Raw genomic sequence first — 16,816 nt, 5'->3', positions numbered from 1 at the left:
ATGCAAGGTAAAACATCCCCGATTTTCGGGCTTTTTCAACAGCATTTTGAAGGAGCGAAGGCTGCTTTTAATTCCCTCAGTAAGCAGTATAGAGGGAAGAAAGCCATTGAACTTGAGAGCAGGCTTATTTTTCTGGAGATTTACATTGACTTGCTTTCAAGAATTCACTTCAAAGAAAGTGATCTAAAATTCCGTCTATTCTCTCCTTTTAAGAAAATTTTCAAAGGCCTAAAAAAAACAAAGCATATCAAAATGATTATGAATCAGATTGAAGCTTTGAAATTCAAAGAAAACATAGTTTTCAACTCCTACAAAAAAGCTTTGGAAAATGAAAAACTGAAACTTTATAATGAGGTTTATGACCTCATTGTTTCGGCTCCGCTCAGAATCTGGGAAGATCTACACCAAGAAGCTTTCAATTATAGTAAAGGATTAAAACCATTAATGATCAATACCGCTACCACACAGATCATCAATGAAGAACTGGAGTTTTTCAACGTGGAGAATTACGGGAAACTTGATAGTAAAGCCCTTAAAGATATTTATGAAGGTATTCGTGTGATCACTGCTCTGGAAAATCTGAGAATCGAATCTGGCTTTAACCCTATTTTTGTTCAGGAGGTCCATGAGCGGATGAGTGAGTTACAGAAGGCACTACACCTTTGGTATGAAAACCATTTATTCATTCAGCATCTCATGGGTTATCTCGCTGATAAGCCTGATGTCCCGAAGAAATATTTAGATCTACTTTCCTCACTTCAAACAAATAAGAAGACCCATACTAAACAAGTTGAAAAATTGACTAAAGAATTATTCCAAAGAATTTTGGAGTAAATTTCCCTTATTTTATAGTTACTTGACAGGTTTATAACTTTTATAGGAGGCCAAACTGACTATAGTATAACCCACAGTCAACATTAGGTGAAATAGAAACATTTCAAATGTACCTGAAATAACAGAAAGAATGGACATGGCAAAAAAAATCAAAGCCATTCCACTTTCCAAGTAGGTAGTGATAGGGACTTTGACCTGGTTATAAATATTTTTTTTCCATGACTCTTTTGCCTGAAGGTTATATTTAGGTGTCCTGATAAAAGGAGATTTTTTCCCAGACAAACCTTCCCAAACAGCTTGAGCATTATGAAGCGCTAGTCCCATTGAAACTGCAAGAAACAAAGGCAATTCCCATAAAAATTTCCCCAAAACCTTCCAAGAATATTTTCCTAGACTCCAATTGGCAAAGAAATAAACCAAGGCAATGATAATAAATCCCAAAAAGAAAAAAGTTGCATATTGGAAATAGAATTGCGGAAGCAGCCCTAAGTAAAAGCCCCACCAAACCGGTATACTGGCAAGACTGACCATCAAAACCGCAATAAAAATCACTGCATTAAGTAAATGAGCAGAGGCATGAAATTTCTTCCTGAATGACAATTTTTGGCTAAGTACATCCCCCAAATGTTTAACTGCACATTCTGCCCCCCCTTTGGTCCATCGAAATTGCTGTGATTTGATAGCGGACATCACCGGTGGGAGCTCAGCAGGTGATTCAATATCCGGCCTGTAAATGAATTCCCAACCTTTCCTCTGGGCTCTATAACTTAAGTCCAAATCTTCCGTAAGGGTATCGTCATGCCAATTTCCAGCATCAATAATGCAGCTTTTTCTCCAAATACCACCGGTTCCATTAAAATTGATAAATGCATGCTGAGCATTTCTCCCGATTTGTTCAACCATAAAATGGGCGTCCAAGGCAAATGCCTGTAACCTGGTTAGGATTGAGAAATCCTCATTAAGATGCGTCCATCTGCTTTGAACCATTCCAATTTTTTCATTTTTGAAATGTCCAACCGTATTTAAAATAAATTGGGGATCTGGTACAAAGTCTGCATCAAAAATGGCAATAAAGTCCCCTTTTGCTTTCTCTAGGCCCTCCCGTAGTGCCCCTGATTTAAATCCTGTCCTTATATTCCTATGGATATATTGAAAGTTTATTCCAGGATATAGGAGAATATGATTTTTAATGATAGAAGAGGTCTCATCTGTACTGTCATCAAGAATCTGGATTTCCAGTTTATCTTTTGGGTATTGGAATTTGGCAACCGAATCAATCAATCTCTCCACTACATACTTCTCATTGTAAATTGGCAGTTGAACCGTAACCATGGGAAGATTATCCCAAACAGGCGCACCCACTTTCTCGATTTTTTTATGGCTCTTCAAAAAATGAAACAATAAATCCGCCTGGGCAATGCTATAAACCAGAATAAAGAGCATGCCTACCACATAAACTAACAAAAAGAAATAGATCAGTACCATTAGGATTTTACAATTACTGACTTATTCCCAATAATTATGGGCATTTCATTGATCCTACCTTCTTCATCCCCATTTTCAAGTTTTAAAACTCCCCTTGGGCAAACTGCAGAACAAATACCACAACCCACACAGGAAGACCTGACAATATTTTGCCCACGTTGGGCATACCAACGCACATCAATCCCCATTTCGCAATAGGTGGAACAGTTGCCACAGGAAATACATTGCCCACCGTTAGTTGTGATCCGGAACCTGGATTTAAATCTTTGAACAAGACCGAGATAGGCTGCCAATGGGCATCCAAACCTGCACCATACCCGGTTACCCATTAATGGGTAAAACCCGGTCCCTATAACACCAGCAAAGGCCGAGCCTATCAAAAACCCATAGATGGAATGCAGCTGATTGGTGGCCTGTCCCAAAAGGCTGAATTGCATAAAATAATTTGCAATGGTTACAATAGTCATGAGAACTGCAAATACCAAAACACCATGGATCATATACCTCTCAATTTTCCATGCCTTTAATGACTTGTCCGATAGCTGTCTATAAGGGTCCCCTAAAGTCTCAGCCAGACCTCCACAACCACAGACCCATGAACAATACCATCTTTTACCATATAAATAAGTCAGGATCGGTACACCCAAAACAATCAAAATAATCCCCCATACCAGCATAAACATACCCAATGCACCTGAATTGAGCATTCCGTCAATCCTATAATCATAAAAAAATGAATAATCCAAAGGCCAAATATTCTTAAAGTCATGCCATGGCATATTTAGTAAGACCAATATTTCAGGTAAAAGGAATGCAAAAGCCAATTGGAAAAACATTACTGAACCTGTCCTTAAAGTCTGATAAGCATTCCCCTTATACTTTCGGAACATTCTGATCCCCATAACCAATATGGCCAAGGTGTAGATCAAGCCATAAAGAAACCATTGGCTGGCTTCATTCCCTGAAATCGCCCTACTCAAAGGATCCACCATTATGACCAGGTTTGTCATATATTCCGGAAACCAATAAAGAATCACATAGAATAAAATGAGATATCCTCCTGTCAGGATTCCCAATAAACCCCTTGATTTCATGGAAGAAAAATAAATTCCATTGTTTTTGATGCCTTCTGGTACATCCTTATATAAGGGTAAGATATAGATCAATGCCCCAATGACTGCCAGTAAAATTGATCCTGAGAGGAATAGCATCGGAACTTCATTTACATCCCCTTGACTTGCAGTTTTGGTCAAAGTAAAGGCATAATTATCCCAAATGACAAGATCCCATTCCTGTTTGGCTTTCAGATCATCATTGTACTCACGCAAATAGGCTTTGAAATCATTGATGAATCCGAAATTTGATTCATACTGCTTGTCAAACATAGGTCTCAAAATCCTTAACATGGCCTCTTTGTGCTCAGGTTTGACTTTTTGCTCGACCATTTCTTCTTCTAAATAGTAGGTCCCCAAAAATGGTATATAACTAAAGATCAGAAGACCAATAATAAAAACAGCAAGCCCTAAGATTTGAAACTTTTTCATGTGCGCATTCCGGTTAATCTCTTAAAGAATGGGACTTTTTTGAATAGAATATTACGCCCGGTCTCCTTGTTGTACTTTTCCAGAACATCTTTAAAATACGGTTTATAAAATTCTGGATTAAAATTAGCTTGTTCTAAATTTTCAAGCACCTTTTCAAATTTCCATCCTTCTGAAATTACCTGATCGAAGAACTCATGACGTAACCTCATTCCAAAGGCATTTACCCCTGTGATTTTGCCTGTTTCGCTTTCGTAGATAAGCCGCAAACAGACCTTTCCATAACTATCCTCCCAGTAGAAACAACTGAATTTTGAATCCCAGACAGGAGGAACCCATCCATAGGTCTGGTATTCAATATCAAAAAATTTGGCAGAATTAAACCAAATACCCGGTCGATAAGGTTTTGGGTTTGAAGAAGTCAGGTTATGGGCCAAGGTTTCTCCGTGCATTCTTCCTGTATACCAAACCTGCTCAATATTTTTCCTTCCTGGGCCAGGAATTTCCTTAAATTCGGCACAGTCACCGATTGCATAAACATCTGAAATATTTGTTTTGAAATATTGATCCACTAAAATCCCCCTGTTGGTATCCAACTTGGTATCTCTTAGAAAGGAAATATTGGGACTTACTCCCACAGTCAAACCCACAAACTCACAATTTATAGTTTCTCCTTTATTTGTCCTTATCCCTTTAACCCTATTTTCCTCATCCCCAATAATTTCCTCGAGTTCGGTTTCCAATCTAAGATCGATATGATGTTCCCTGATATGTCTGTTGACCAATTCAGCCTCTTCCAAAGGAAGTACATTATCCCAAAAGTTTTTCTCCCTGACCAAAAATGTAACCGGAATTTTCCTGCTTGCCAGCATCTCGGCCATTTCAATTCCTATCAGCCCTCCTCCAACAACTACAGCTTTTTGAATATCTTGGGTATTTTCCTCCATCAACTCAAGATCCTGAATGGAATAAAGTCCCTGAACCCCATGTAATTCCTGCCCTGTCAAACCCAGTTTATTTGGTCTGGAACCTGTTGCCAAAATGAGAATATCATAATTAATTTTATTCCCATCATGACAAAAAAGCAACTTATTGTCAAAATCAACTATTTCTATCCAGGCTTTCAAGAGGTTTATCCTGTTTTTATCCCAAAACCAGTCTTCATAGGGCTTGGTATGTTCATATCTCATATGCCCCATATAGATATACATCAGGGCTGTCCGGGAAAAGAAGTGATCCGTTTCCCCCGAAATCACCAATATCTCAGCCAGATCATCCCCTTTTCTGATATTTCTGGCACAGGTAATTCCTGAAATCCCATTCCCAATGATGACTATTTTTTTATCCGGTTTACTCATTCAGTGACCAATCGTAAGTGAGGTGTGATATTTTGGCATTTTGACTAATCTTTACCAAGGAATACTTGTTAAGATAGTCAATTAAACTTCCATTTTTGGTAAAATCACCCTTGAACCATGAAAAAATCTGAGATATCTCAACCTTATCGGATGTTATTTTATTTCGTAAAGGGTCATTAATAAAACTTTTAGCCACCTTATCCAATTGAGAATCAATATCCTCAGAGAGAAACGCCTCATTCAATAATTTTGGGCAGGAAAAGGAGGCACAATTGATGGCAAAATGAATTCTGGGTTCGTCAAATTCCTTCCTCAAAATCTTATGTTCTAATTCATCAAGAGAAGCATCCTTTCCTCCTATTTTAAAAAATTTGATGTGCCAAACGGTATTGACCAATGGAATACTCACCTTTGGATCCAAATCCTTTATACTATTAACCGGGTAATTATCGACGATTAGCTTGATGGTAAAAGCATTATACGCATTGATCCAATAAGCCAACTGCTCTTCTTTTGTCCAGTTTCTTCGATCAGGGGCATTGTTACTTAACAGATCCAGGTATTTTTCCAATTTGGCTTTGTCCTGAATAAATCCCTTATAGTTGACCAAACCTTCGGGATTTACATACTTTTTCAATAATTCATCAAATATTTGATGGGAAGGTGGCCTAGAGTTGGATTGTCCTAGTTCAGAATAGCCACAGGAATGATTGAAAAGAAGGGAGATCAATAAAACAAATAAGGTTTTCATAATTCAATCACATTCATTTTAATACACCTTTTCTCCTTTGTTCAACCAAATACCCCAGGATTTACTGTAAGCATGTATCCTTTTTGTAGGTAAATTATTGGAATAAACCGGCTTTTCTTCATTTACCCAATGAAAAATGCCTCCATAAAGGTTGTACACTTCCTTAAATCCCGCATCTTTAAGCTTTTTCCCTATATCCTGACTTCTGGCACCTATGGAACAATAAACGACAACCGGTTGGTCTTTAGAAATATCTTTGACTCTCTCCAATGAGAAATCCTCATATCCAACCCACATTGCTCCATCCAAATGACTAACCCTGTATTCCTCAATTTCTCGGGTATCCAATAAGACGGCTTTTTGCAAAATTTCATCCTGATCCGGGTATACTAAAGGAAAGTCCTTGTCATAAAAACCTTTTAATAAGGTTTTGTATGCCACACTTTGGGCCAAAATGCCTTGACTGAAAAATGAAAACAGGAAGACAAGAAGGATTGGGTATTTTATTCTCATGGTTTATTAACACCAACTTTTCAAAATTGATTGCAAAAAAATACCTTTAAAGTATCAATATTACTTTAAAGGCATAGGGTAATTCCTTGGACTATTTAGTCTACCCATAGAAATCTGAGAGCCTGGCCAGTCCTTTTTTATCCAGCACGATAATTTTTTTACCTTGATAATCTATTAGTTCATCTTTTTTGAACTCGGAAAGCAATCTGATGACAGTCTCTGTGGCAGTTCCCACCAAACCTGCAATTTCTTCTCTGGTAAGAACAATATCTATTTTATCACCTTCATTGCCATCTATTCCATAGGTTTCACTCAACTTCAATAAGGTAAAAGCCAACCTCTCACGGATAGATTTTTGGGTCGCGTCTGTCAATTTACTTTCCATAATTCCCAGGTCATGACAAAGGGCTTTTGTAACTCTCCTATGGAATTCGGTATCCTCAGCCAAAACCTTTAAAAAAGATTCCCTCGGTACAAAACAAATATTGGCATCCTCTACAATGGTGGCGGAATTGGAATATGATTCCTCACCCAATAATGAAGCATAACCCAAAAAATCCCCTTTTTTTGCTAATCTGATAATTTGCTCCTTTCCATTGGAAGCGGTTTTGTACACTTTTACCACACCATCACTGATACAGAAAACCCCTAGAGGTTTAGTACCTTCATAAAACAAAATCTGTCCTTTTTTATGGGTAATAAAATTTTTACTTTCTGATAATTGGCACAAGTGCTGATCGGATACATTGGCAAACAATGAAAATTTCCTACTCATGCATAATTCACAGGGAGTATTTTTCTGCTGCACTTTCATAAAGACTGGTTGTAATAAAGTTCACTAACTTAATCCTTAAATTTAATCAAAAACATGACATATGTCACTTATTTATACAATTAAATTTAGGAATATCCGCAATTTGCACATAGTTACCTGTTTTTTTATCAAATGCCAAAAATAGGTGTTTAATCCCATTGGTGATCCCTAAAAATTGGGCATTTAAACTCTTATTGTAGACACAAATCTGTTCTACCGTTTTTTGGGAGAGCAATACATTTGGGGCTTTGCACTCCATTAACAAAAAAGGATTACCCTTCCTATTCCTTATTAAAATATCGAATCTTTTTTGGAGTTGATTGTATTGGACTCCCTTCTCCAGAGAAAAAAGACTTTTAGGATAATCCCGAAATTGAATCAAAAATGCTATCATATGCTGCCTGACCCATTCTTCCGGAGTCAAAATCAGATATTTTTTTCTCAGGGAATCAAATATGCTCAATTTCCCTTCCTCTTCCACAATTTTAAAATTGAGTTCTGGAAAATTCAGCTTTTCCTGTAAAAACGCATATCGATTTGCTGTCATGGTGCAAATATGAAAGCTTTTATTTGAATCTTTGTAAGATTCAAATAATCAAAATTCCAGATAAGGCTCAAGCCTGGAAACCCACTCCTGATTGAAGATCTTGATCTTAAGCAAATCTTCTGCCTTGGTATAATTGCCGTGCTGTTCCCTATAAGCCACGATTACTTTTGCAGCTCCATAGCTGATATAGGGATGTTTTGCAAGAGCAGATATATCAGAGTCATTGATAGAAAGTTTTCGGATTACTCCCGGTTTGAAGACAAAATATTCAAAAACCCTATCCAATACTTCCGGCGTCATGCCATAAACCTCCAATAATTGATCCTTTTCGTAAATTCCTCCTATGTTGTCCCTAAATTTTATAATACGTCCTGCCATAGTAGCCCCTATGCCCGGAACAATCTGCAAAACGATGGAATCTGCTTCATTGAAATCCAGGGTATTCAATTCAGATTTCTTCACAGGTTGAAAACTACTTTTTCTTTTTGTTGAATCTAGATTTCCGAAATGAACTTGAATGGGGGATTTTTTGTCAAAGGGAGTAAACCCAGCCTGAATCAAACTATCCACCCTTTCCATATACAAGTCAAACTGCTTATCGCTTTTTTTCTTTATCATCAACCCATAAACAGAAGGGGCAGCATAAAGGAGAATTAATGAAGGAACAACTAAAATAAAACCCCTGGATTCTCTGCGCGTAAAGCCAAAATAGGATTTAAGAAAATAGAAAAGTCTGGATTTCATAAAAATTAAGATTACATTCAACAATAAAAAAGCACCTCATAGATTTCATCTATGATCTTTAAATTAATACAATTGGAAAATAAATCCAACTTTTCCGAATATTGCATCCGGATTAAAAGCGAGAGATTCTTTTATTTAGACCGAATTTAAATTATTCTTTCGGTTCATAAAATTTTCTTTTGCCACCCAAAGTGAATTAAATTTGCATATTAAAGTACAAGGAATGCAAAATCAGTTTAGAGCCATCAGTCTATCTTATAAAAATGCCCCCGTAGAAATTCGGGAAGTTATTGCATTGGACGAAGGGTCTATCCATTCTCTACTGGTTAAACTGAGAGATTTTTTTAGCATTTCTGATACTTTGATTCTTTCCACCTGTAACCGTACAGAAGTTTATTATTCCCATGAACTTGATATCAATACCGAAATCATCAAACTGATAGGTCTTGAGAAAGGCATTGATAATGTCATAGATTACTTGGAATATTTTGATTGCCTTAATGATGACAGAAAAGCCATTGAGCATTTATTCAAAGTTTCCGTAGGTCTGGAAGCCCAGGTAGTAGGGGACATGCAAATAGCAAATCAGGTTAAACGGGCCTATCAGGCTTCCGCGGACCTCAATATGGCTGGGCCTTTCTTGCACAGGCTCATGCATACTATTTTTTATACAAACAAACGTGTTGTTCAGGAAACCGCTTTCAGGGATGGCGCGGCTTCTGTTTCCTATGCTGCAGTTGAACTTATAGAGGAACTTACTTCCAATACCTATCAACCAAGAGTGCTTCTGATCGGCGTTGGTGAAATTGGTGAAGATGTAGCTAAAAATATGGTCCATATCCCGGAGGCAAAAGTCACCATTACCAACAGGACATTTGAAAGGGCCAAAGCACTTGCTGATGAACTGGGTTTTGAAGTGATTCCCTTTGAGGAATGCTTTGAGGCAATGAAAAATTCTGATGTGGTAGTTTCTTCTATCTTGAAATCAGAACCCTTCATTACCAAAGCGCTGGTTAAATCTATGGAAATCCCCAGCTACAAACTTTTTGTGGACCTGTCTGTTCCCAGAAGTATTGAAACTACCATAGAGGATGTACCTGGAGTTTTGCTTTATAATGTAGACAATATCAGAAGCAAGGCTACAGAAACCTTGGAAAAAAGATTGGCTTCCATTCCTCAGGTTGAAAAAATTATAACTGAAAGCATCGATGATTTTTATAATTGGAAAAAGGAAATGATGGTATCTCCTACCATCAATAAACTGAAAAACGCGCTCGAACAGATCCGTCAGGAGGAAATGTCGAGATTTTTAAAAAATGCGGATGAATCTCAGATTGCAATGATCGACAGGATCACTAAAAGCATGATGCAAAAAATCCTGAAGGTTCCTGTAGTCCAATTACGCGCTGCCTGTCAAAGGGATGATGCAGACAAACTCATTGATATCATTACTGATCTTTTTGATCTAGAAAAAGTCAGCGATAAAAAGCTTGACGCTTAATAAGTAAGTTTAAGTTCCCTTCTTAAAAATTCATCTTCTAACTTATTCCTTTTCCAATAGTCAATAATTTTTATTGCCTTGCGCTTGGCATGTGTTATTTCCTTTTCCCCATTAGGTCTGTTTTGGATTTCTTCCCATTCCAGAATCTGATAGGGAAAAGCGTTTTCATACAAAATCTTCAAAGTCCTTATTCCGGAGCTATACGTTAATTCCAACTGACTTCGGCTTTCGCTCATCTTTTCCAATTTGATAAATGCAGGTTCGGTTTTAAATTCCCTGTGGCTCAACCTTTGATATAAGAGAGAAGGCAACATTTTAACATTTCCTGTTGGGATTTCTGAGGGATTGATCCGGATTAGATTCCAAAGATCATCTTCCATAATTCCTTCCACAGAAAAGCTCTGATCCCCTTCTTGTTCAAAATAAGAAAAAAGTTTACCTGTATAGGTTTCTTCTCCTTTTCTGTTCATTTGAGTAAAGGTCTGTCCACACCACTCTTGGGAACTTGCGGTAAATTTTATTCCAAGACCTTCTTCCTTGGTCGGGGTGAATACGGACAACATCATATGATAGGGATAAATCCCTGTTACAAAATCCCTCGTTTGATTGAGTTTTAGCACACTTATTTTGTCCCTACCTGCTTTTTCGGGTTCATCCAATTTTACCTGATTTTTTCTGGAAAAATCCTCTGTGACAAATATCATTACTGCCTCACCTTCCCTAGCTTCACCATACCGGTATTGTATGAGGTCAAAGCTGCTGATTTCAGCTTTTCCCTGAAACCAATATTTTCCCCATTCTACAAAATCAATATTTTCTCTTTCAGGTCTACCACAACCGGTTATTCCAAAAACTACCAAAGAAATGATTATCAAATTGCTTTTCATACTTCCTTAATTCTTCCCAGTCAAATAAATCCTTTTTCCTGTTTTTGCAGATTCCATAGCCGCAGACAATATCTCCACTACCAAAAGATTATTTTCCAATGAGTACAGACCATATTCCCCGATTTTGAGATCTCCTCTGATCACATCTACAAAATATTCAAATGGATTGGCAATGGTGCCAGTATCCTTTGCATATATCAAATTAAGTTCCTCAGTAGCCTGTCCTTTGAATCTGGCCTTTAATTTCTCACGGTCCAAAGCAATACAATATCCATTTGCCCCATATACTTCCATGTCTTTCCGGTCAAATGGCCAATTCCAGGAAGCCTGAATAATGGCCTGGGCGTCTTTGTACTCAATCAATATGCTTGCTTCATCATCCACTAGCGGGTATATATCCGGTTTATGGGTTTGTGCCAAAGCCATTATAGAAACAGGCCTTTCCCCTTTTATCAAAGCGGTCATAATATTGGCACCATAACATCCAAAATCTATCAAGGCCCCTGCCCCGTTTTTATCCGGATCGGTCAGCCATGTCAAAAATTCAGGGCCAACTCCGATTTCTTTCGGTCCTCTATGTCCATGATGGAAAACAGCCTTTCTTATAGGTCCCAAATCATCTTTGGGTTCAGAAAAAAACCGGAGGATCGCATCTGTGGTCGGATACCATGAAGTTTCATAATTGGTTAATAGGTGAATTTTATGCGTTTTGGCCAGGGTTTCCATTTCCCTTGCATGGGATACATCAAAAGCCAATGGCTTTTCCACCATAACATGGATTCCCCTCGGAGCACAGGAACGAACTACATTTAGGTGTTCTGAAATTGGGCCAAAGGCCAAGGCTCCTTCCGGCTGAACCTCATCCAGCATTCGGTCTAAGTCTGAGAAAAATAAGTCATCTTTGAGTCTATATGTTTTCTTAAACTGATCAACTAATTGGCTATCCGACTCATAAACGCCTGCCAATTCAAAATCCCCTTGAAACTGCTTTTGAAATATCCAATGGGAATGTCCATGACTCAGACCCACCATCACAAAACGTACAGGTTTGTCATCAAGCTGCTGGGCAAATATGGATTGTTGTATTAAAAGAAATAGGAAGCTGATAAAAAACAATCGGAAGGTATTGGGCATATCCCTGAGGTTTAGTGTATTCTTATAAAAATAAGAAAAACATGGTGAAAAACCTTCTTATCGGTACTTCCAGATTGTCCAAAGTATTTTATATCCCGCGCCAAAAACACCTTTGACCGTGCCACTTACTTTTGATACCCCGATTCTTTTCCTGTAATCTACTGGTACTTCAATGGTTTTTAGACCCAATTTAGCCGCTTTGATCTGCATCTCTATGGTCCAGCCATAATTTTGGTCAACCATCCCCAAAGCCATCAACTTCTCCCATTTTATCGCCCTAAATGGGCCCAAATCAGAATAGTCTGTACTATAAATCCACTTCATCAAAGTTGTAGCCAGCCAGTTGCCAAATACCTGAGGTAGGGTCATAGAACCTCTTTGACGATTCCCTTTGGCGCGGGAACCGATTACCATATCATAATCCTTTTCGATGATAGGTTGGATTACTTCTGCCATCTGCTCAGGATAATCACTATAATCCCCATCCAAAAAAACCAGAATATCCGGAGGTCTTGAAAGTGAGGCCAAATAAGCCATCCCTGTCAGGCATGTCTTTCCATAGCCCATCTTGGGTTCATGCAAAACAATTGCCCCTGCATCCTTAGCAACAGATGCGGTATTGTCAGTGGAATTGTTGTTTACCACCACGATATTCCTAACAAACCTAGGAATATCGTCTATCACTTTTCCAATGGAATTTTCTTCATTATATGCAGGAATCAATACATCGATGACAACTTCATTGAGTCTTGGCAAAGTACTTTCAGACATACAATTAAACCTTTGACAAGGCAGCCTCCAAGTCTGCTTTTAGGTCTTCCACATCCTCAATCCCTACGCTCAACCTAATCAGCGAATCAACCAAACCCACTTTTTCCCTTTCTTCCTTTGGAATACTGGCATGGGTCATAGTTGCCGGATGGCCACATAAGGATTCCACCCCACCAAGGGATTCCGCCAAAGAAAAATAATGTAAGTTTTCCAGCACAATCTTCGCATCCTCCACCTTATTGCCTTTAATAACAAATGAAATCATACCCCCAAAATCCCTCATTTGCTTTTTGGCAATGCCATGGTTAGGATGGTCAACAAAACCCGGCCAATACACCTTATCTACTTTGGGATGAGTTTTAAGGAAATGGGCAATTTCTCTGCCATTTTGACAATGCCTTTCCATCCTTAAGTGAAGGGTCTTTATACCCCTCAAAACCAGGAAACAATCCTGAGGACCTGGGGTAGCCCCACAGGCGTTTTGAATAAATGCCAGTTTTTCCGCCAGTTGGCCATCATTGACAATAAGAGCACCCATTACCACATCTGAATGACCTCCCAGGTATTTGGTCACAGAGTGCATGACAATGTCTGCCCCCAAATCCAAAGGATTCTGAAGAAACGGAGTCGCAAAAGTATTGTCTACCGCAAAGAGCAATTGATGCTTCTTAGCCACTCTCCCGATTTCCTCGATATCAATGATATTCATCATAGGGTTGGTAGGTGTTTCCGCCCATATCAATTTGGTATTCTTATTTACATAAGAATCAATGGATTTCGGATCCTCCATGGAAATGAAATGGAATTTGATCCCATAGCGCTCAAATACTTTTGTGAAAATCCTGTACGAACCTCCATAAAGGTCATTGGTACTGATCACCTCATCTCCTGGATTCAATAATTTGATGATGGCATCTATGGCACCAAGACCTGAAGAAAAACACAAGCCATATTTCCCGTTTTCAAGTGCTGCCAAGTTATTCTGAAGTGCTGTTCGTGTAGGATTATGGGTCCGGGAATATTCATAACCCAAATGATCTCCTGGAGATTTTTGAACATATGTTGAAGTCTGAAAAATAGGTGTCATAATGGCACCAGTTGATGGATCGGGTGTTAATCCCGCATGTATGGCCTTGGTTCCAAATTTCATAATCTCAATTTTATGGGTTCTATTCTGTATAAATTGCTTTCCTTTGCGATTAAGCAGCCCAAAGATGGAAAAAAAGCTAAGTATTTTCAAGGAATTCAGGGAATCAGGAAGGAATAATCCAAAGATTGCCTTCGCCTTTCTCTGGGTTAGTCTGATGCCTTCACTGGGAAGTTTGATAATAGTCCCTTGGACTTTACATCAATCCAAATGGATTTCCAGTCTGGATTTTTCCATTCCATCAGCACCCATTGCCGCCCTGACAATTTCTATCTTGTTAATGGGATTGGCCATCATGCCCACCACCTTAATAGCCGGATTAACCGGGTTCCTTTTGGGATGGAAAGCATTCCCTTGGTTGGTTTTGGGATATTCCTTAGCCACCCTTTTGGGGTATGCCTGGGGAAAAGGCCTAAGTGGGAAAAGCTTGGATTTTTTACTGATAAAATACCCAAGAGTGGAAAAACTTCTCGATGAGAAAAAAGAAAATCTTGGTGAATTGATATTTTTTGTGAGATTAAGCCCGGTTATACCTTTTGCCTTATCCAACTTGTTCTTTGCCTTATTAAATTCCGGGTGGAAAAAACTTATCCTGTTTGGAACCTTGGGTATGTTGCCCAGGACAACTTTGGTGTTTTTTTCTGGTACTTTGGTTTCTGATCTTTATTCCGCTGTCAAGGCAGAGGGAATTTCAGGAAAAGGTTGGATTTTCTTATGTTTTTTGTTGATAAGTATATGGGGAATCTTTCGGTTTTTTAAATCAAAAAAACCGTAAAAGGAAATCAAAAGACAATTTTTAATTAGTCAAAGCTAAAATGATTTACCATTAACATATTCTTAAAAAATATTTTTATTTACTGCCTATTTTTTAAAAAATTGGCACAGATTTTATGGATAGATGTATTGTCCATGAGACATTAAACTTATCAAAAATCATGAAAAAAAGCATCTTTGCAATGATGATTGCCGCAACTGCCCTATTGGCTTCCTGCGGATCCAAAACTACAGAAGAAGTTACTTCTGAAGAAGTTGAAACAGCTGTTGAGGAAACTCCAGTTGAAGAAGTTCCCCAATTAGAGGAAGTCGAGGAAGTTGAAGAGGTGGTTGAAGACTCAACCGAGAATTCCGGGAATTAATTTTGAAAAAGACAAAAAAATAACCCGTCAAATTGGCGGGTTATTCCTTTTTTATCCCATAAAACACCAATCCCAAAATCAGTGATACATTCCCTGAAACAGTATATCTCAATCTTGTTACTGTTGGCCTTTGGCATTTCGGGAATATTTTATCCTTTTGTATCTGCAAACAAGCAAAATTCGCCTGCATCTGAATTTTCCCAGCTTATTCCTGTTGACCATAATTTCTATTTAGAACATGGCTTAAATTTACAGATTGACCACTTCGGGGTAACAAAATCCAACCAATCAGATTATCAATTTGATTTTTCCGCCTTACTGTCAGCTCGCTTGGCTTTGGAAGTTATTTTCGATCTGAAAAATACATCCTGGTTGAAAAATCCTACCATTTTTTTTGATGTCCTATCCCTTCTTTATCCATTCCATCATTTTTGGTAATATTCCAGGCCCCGGCCTTTCTTTTTAATTGTCAAGTCAAAGTTATCACTTTGCTTCTTTGACTCTACAACATTCTAATTTTCACCCATTAAATAAAAACATATGTTTGACATTGAACCTGTGTCATTGGGAGTTTCCATACTCCTTGTGATTGGATTTATCGCGCCCCTTTATATTTATAAAAGAAAACAGTCTAAAAAAGCCTCATATCAAAAAAACCTTTTCAATGAAACCGAAAAAACACTTGGATTGACATGTGATGTGAAAGATTTTTGGAGAGATTATTATGCCATTGGTTTGGATTCTGATCATAAAATGTTGGTTTATATAAAATTTGAACAAGAATCTCTACCACAGGTATTTGATTTGAGAAATTATGATAGCATTACCCAAATTCAAAGACATGAAGAAATAAAAACTGGTAATATCCGAAAGGAAATCACCAATTTTATTGGACTTAAATTAAATGTCCAAAACTCCAATCAAAAGGAGACAATTTTGGAATTTTACGATGGAGATCTTTTTTCTGACCATCAAGGAGAAGGCCCCTTGGCAGCTAAATGGAAGGACCTGATTAAACAAAGTATGCAGAAAAAAGGAAAATAAATAAAGCGCCCCAGATAGAAATAAATCCTTCAAGTCTGGGGCGCATTTTTCTCTAAGTCAATCTGAAATAGCCTTAATTGATCATTTTGGCCAGGAAAAAGAAATAACCCTTGATCTTCCATCCCCAGTTTTTCCAAAAGCCGAATGGATCTGTTGTTTTTGGGAAGGACTATAGCTTGTATTTTATCCAATCCCAGTTTTACTTTTGAATATCCCAAAATGGCCTTAGAACATTCAAAAGCAAACCCTTTCCCTTCAAATTCAGGCAAAAAAGCAAATCCAATATCCGGAAAGGGAAGATATTCTCTTTTTAATAAACCTGCAATCCCAAGCTTTTGTAATCCATTCCTCATAAGAACTAAGTATAGGCCAAAACCATTTTTGCTATAACTCTTCAACGGACCTTCTAATAGGTAGTTTTTTGCATCTTCAATGGAATTGATTCCTCTATCACCAATATATTTCAGCCAACCGGGGGTATTCAGCAATTGAAAAATAAAATCAGCATCTCTCAAGGTTAACTCCCTTATAATCATTCTTTCTGTCTGAATAGGAAACCCTATATCCATGCTGCTTGAATTTATATTTCCGGGTTTTAAATTTGAAAAA

19 protein-coding genes are annotated in these 16,816 nt (G+C 37.9%); 6 read left to right on the top strand and 13 right to left on the bottom strand.

Annotated features, from left to right (window positions below; genetic code table 11):
• Window positions 1–834: a hypothetical protein gene (locus ACFSKV_RS12915; protein WP_380803407.1), complete on the top strand. Its 834-nt coding sequence runs from the start codon at window positions 1–3 to the stop codon at window positions 832–834.
• Between the two features lie 18 nt (window positions 835–852).
• On the opposite strand, the gene ACFSKV_RS12910 is transcribed toward ACFSKV_RS12915, so the two are convergent.
• The 8 genes from ACFSKV_RS12910 to ACFSKV_RS12875 all read right to left on the bottom strand — a co-directional run bounded on the left by ACFSKV_RS12910 (window position 853) and on the right by ACFSKV_RS12875 (window position 8,587).
• Window positions 853–2,319 carry a cellulose synthase family protein gene (locus tag ACFSKV_RS12910; RefSeq protein WP_380803405.1) on the bottom strand — a complete coding sequence of 489 codons (1,467 nt, stop codon included), beginning with the start codon at window positions 2,317–2,319 and terminating at the stop codon, window positions 853–855.
• Window positions 2,319–3,863 (bottom strand): 4Fe-4S binding protein, encoded by a 1,545-nt coding sequence (locus ACFSKV_RS12905; RefSeq protein ID WP_380803403.1) that lies wholly within the window; start codon window positions 3,861–3,863, stop codon window positions 2,319–2,321. Before ACFSKV_RS12905 ends, ACFSKV_RS12910 begins: the two co-directional genes overlap by 1 nt.
• Window positions 3,860–5,218 (bottom strand): NAD(P)/FAD-dependent oxidoreductase, encoded by a 1,359-nt coding sequence (locus tag ACFSKV_RS12900; protein ID WP_380803401.1) that lies wholly within the window; start codon window positions 5,216–5,218, stop codon window positions 3,860–3,862. Before ACFSKV_RS12900 ends, ACFSKV_RS12905 begins: the two co-directional genes overlap by 4 nt.
• A complete protein-coding gene (locus tag ACFSKV_RS12895) occupies window positions 5,211–5,969 on the bottom strand; it encodes a DUF547 domain-containing protein (RefSeq protein ID WP_380803399.1) in 759 nt (252 codons plus the stop codon). The genes ACFSKV_RS12900 and ACFSKV_RS12895 overlap by 8 nt, the downstream gene beginning before the upstream one ends.
• 18 nt (window positions 5,970–5,987) lie before the next feature.
• Complete coding sequence (locus ACFSKV_RS12890; RefSeq protein WP_380803396.1) at window positions 5,988–6,482, bottom strand: rhodanese-like domain-containing protein; 495 nt, start codon at window positions 6,480–6,482, stop codon at window positions 5,988–5,990.
• Window positions 6,483–6,582: 100 nt separating this feature from the next.
• Entirely contained in the window at window positions 6,583–7,296 is a 714-nt protein-coding gene (locus ACFSKV_RS12885) for a Crp/Fnr family transcriptional regulator (RefSeq protein ID WP_380803394.1), read from the bottom strand.
• Window positions 7,297–7,360: 64 nt separating this feature from the next.
• Window positions 7,361–7,843, bottom strand: a complete 483-nt coding sequence (locus tag ACFSKV_RS12880; protein ID WP_380803391.1) for a type I restriction enzyme HsdR N-terminal domain-containing protein — start codon at window positions 7,841–7,843, stop codon at window positions 7,361–7,363.
• A 48-nt stretch (window positions 7,844–7,891) separates the two neighbouring features.
• Entirely contained in the window at window positions 7,892–8,587 is a 696-nt protein-coding gene (locus ACFSKV_RS12875) for a ComEA family DNA-binding protein (protein WP_380803389.1), read from the bottom strand.
• A 223-nt stretch (window positions 8,588–8,810) separates the two neighbouring features.
• Between ACFSKV_RS12875 and hemA the strand changes: the two genes are divergently transcribed.
• The gene (gene hemA / locus ACFSKV_RS12870) at window positions 8,811–10,088 is read left to right on the top strand and encodes a glutamyl-tRNA reductase (RefSeq protein WP_380803387.1); all 1,278 of its coding nucleotides are present in this window, start codon (window positions 8,811–8,813) and stop codon (window positions 10,086–10,088) included.
• Here the strand turns inward: hemA and ACFSKV_RS12865 are convergent.
• The 4 genes from ACFSKV_RS12865 to ACFSKV_RS12850 are packed head-to-tail and all read right to left on the bottom strand — an operon-like array spanning window position 10,085 to window position 14,039.
• Window positions 10,085–10,975 carry a hypothetical protein gene (locus tag ACFSKV_RS12865; RefSeq protein WP_380803385.1) on the bottom strand — a complete coding sequence of 297 codons (891 nt, stop codon included), beginning with the start codon at window positions 10,973–10,975 and terminating at the stop codon, window positions 10,085–10,087. The two genes, hemA and ACFSKV_RS12865, sit on opposite strands and share 4 nt — an antisense overlap.
• A 6-nt stretch (window positions 10,976–10,981) precedes the next feature.
• Entirely contained in the window at window positions 10,982–12,109 is a 1,128-nt protein-coding gene (locus ACFSKV_RS12860; RefSeq protein ID WP_380803383.1) for a Gfo/Idh/MocA family protein, read from the bottom strand.
• Window positions 12,110–12,166: 57 nt separating this feature from the next.
• On the bottom strand, window positions 12,167–12,880 hold the full coding sequence (locus ACFSKV_RS12855; protein WP_380803381.1) for a glycosyltransferase family 2 protein: 714 nt from the start codon (window positions 12,878–12,880) through the stop codon (window positions 12,167–12,169).
• A 4-nt stretch (window positions 12,881–12,884) separates the two neighbouring features.
• Window positions 12,885–14,039: a trans-sulfuration enzyme family protein gene (locus tag ACFSKV_RS12850; RefSeq protein ID WP_380804013.1), complete on the bottom strand. Its 1,155-nt coding sequence runs from the start codon at window positions 14,037–14,039 to the stop codon at window positions 12,885–12,887.
• Between the two features lie 55 nt (window positions 14,040–14,094).
• Here ACFSKV_RS12850 and ACFSKV_RS12845 point away from each other — a divergent pair, with 55 nt between their 5' ends.
• The 4 genes from ACFSKV_RS12845 (at window position 14,095) to ACFSKV_RS12830 (ending at window position 16,207) form a co-directional block, all read left to right on the top strand.
• Window positions 14,095–14,802, top strand: coding sequence for a TVP38/TMEM64 family protein (locus ACFSKV_RS12845; RefSeq protein ID WP_380803379.1), 708 nt, complete (start codon window positions 14,095–14,097; stop codon window positions 14,800–14,802).
• A 160-nt stretch (window positions 14,803–14,962) separates the two neighbouring features.
• Window positions 14,963–15,163, top strand: coding sequence for a hypothetical protein (locus tag ACFSKV_RS12840; protein ID WP_380803377.1), 201 nt, complete (start codon window positions 14,963–14,965; stop codon window positions 15,161–15,163).
• 81 nt (window positions 15,164–15,244) lie between these two features.
• On the top strand, window positions 15,245–15,601 hold the full coding sequence (locus ACFSKV_RS12835) for a hypothetical protein (RefSeq protein WP_380803375.1): 357 nt from the start codon (window positions 15,245–15,247) through the stop codon (window positions 15,599–15,601).
• A 102-nt stretch (window positions 15,602–15,703) separates the two neighbouring features.
• Window positions 15,704–16,207 (top strand): hypothetical protein, encoded by a 504-nt coding sequence (locus ACFSKV_RS12830; RefSeq protein WP_380803373.1) that lies wholly within the window; start codon window positions 15,704–15,706, stop codon window positions 16,205–16,207.
• Window positions 16,208–16,236: 29 nt separating this feature from the next.
• On the opposite strand, the gene ACFSKV_RS12825 is transcribed toward ACFSKV_RS12830, so the two are convergent.
• A complete protein-coding gene (locus ACFSKV_RS12825) occupies window positions 16,237–16,776 on the bottom strand; it encodes a GNAT family N-acetyltransferase (RefSeq protein WP_380803371.1) in 540 nt (179 codons plus the stop codon).
• Window positions 16,777–16,816 lie beyond the last annotated feature (40 nt).

The sequence above is a fragment of the Shivajiella indica genome (assembly GCF_042683085.1).
In the GTDB taxonomy this organism is placed as follows: Bacteria; Bacteroidota; Bacteroidia; order Cytophagales; family Cyclobacteriaceae; genus Shivajiella; species Shivajiella indica.
The sequence above is the reverse complement of the archived record's forward strand: the minus strand, read 5'-3'. Positions and strand labels throughout refer to the sequence as shown.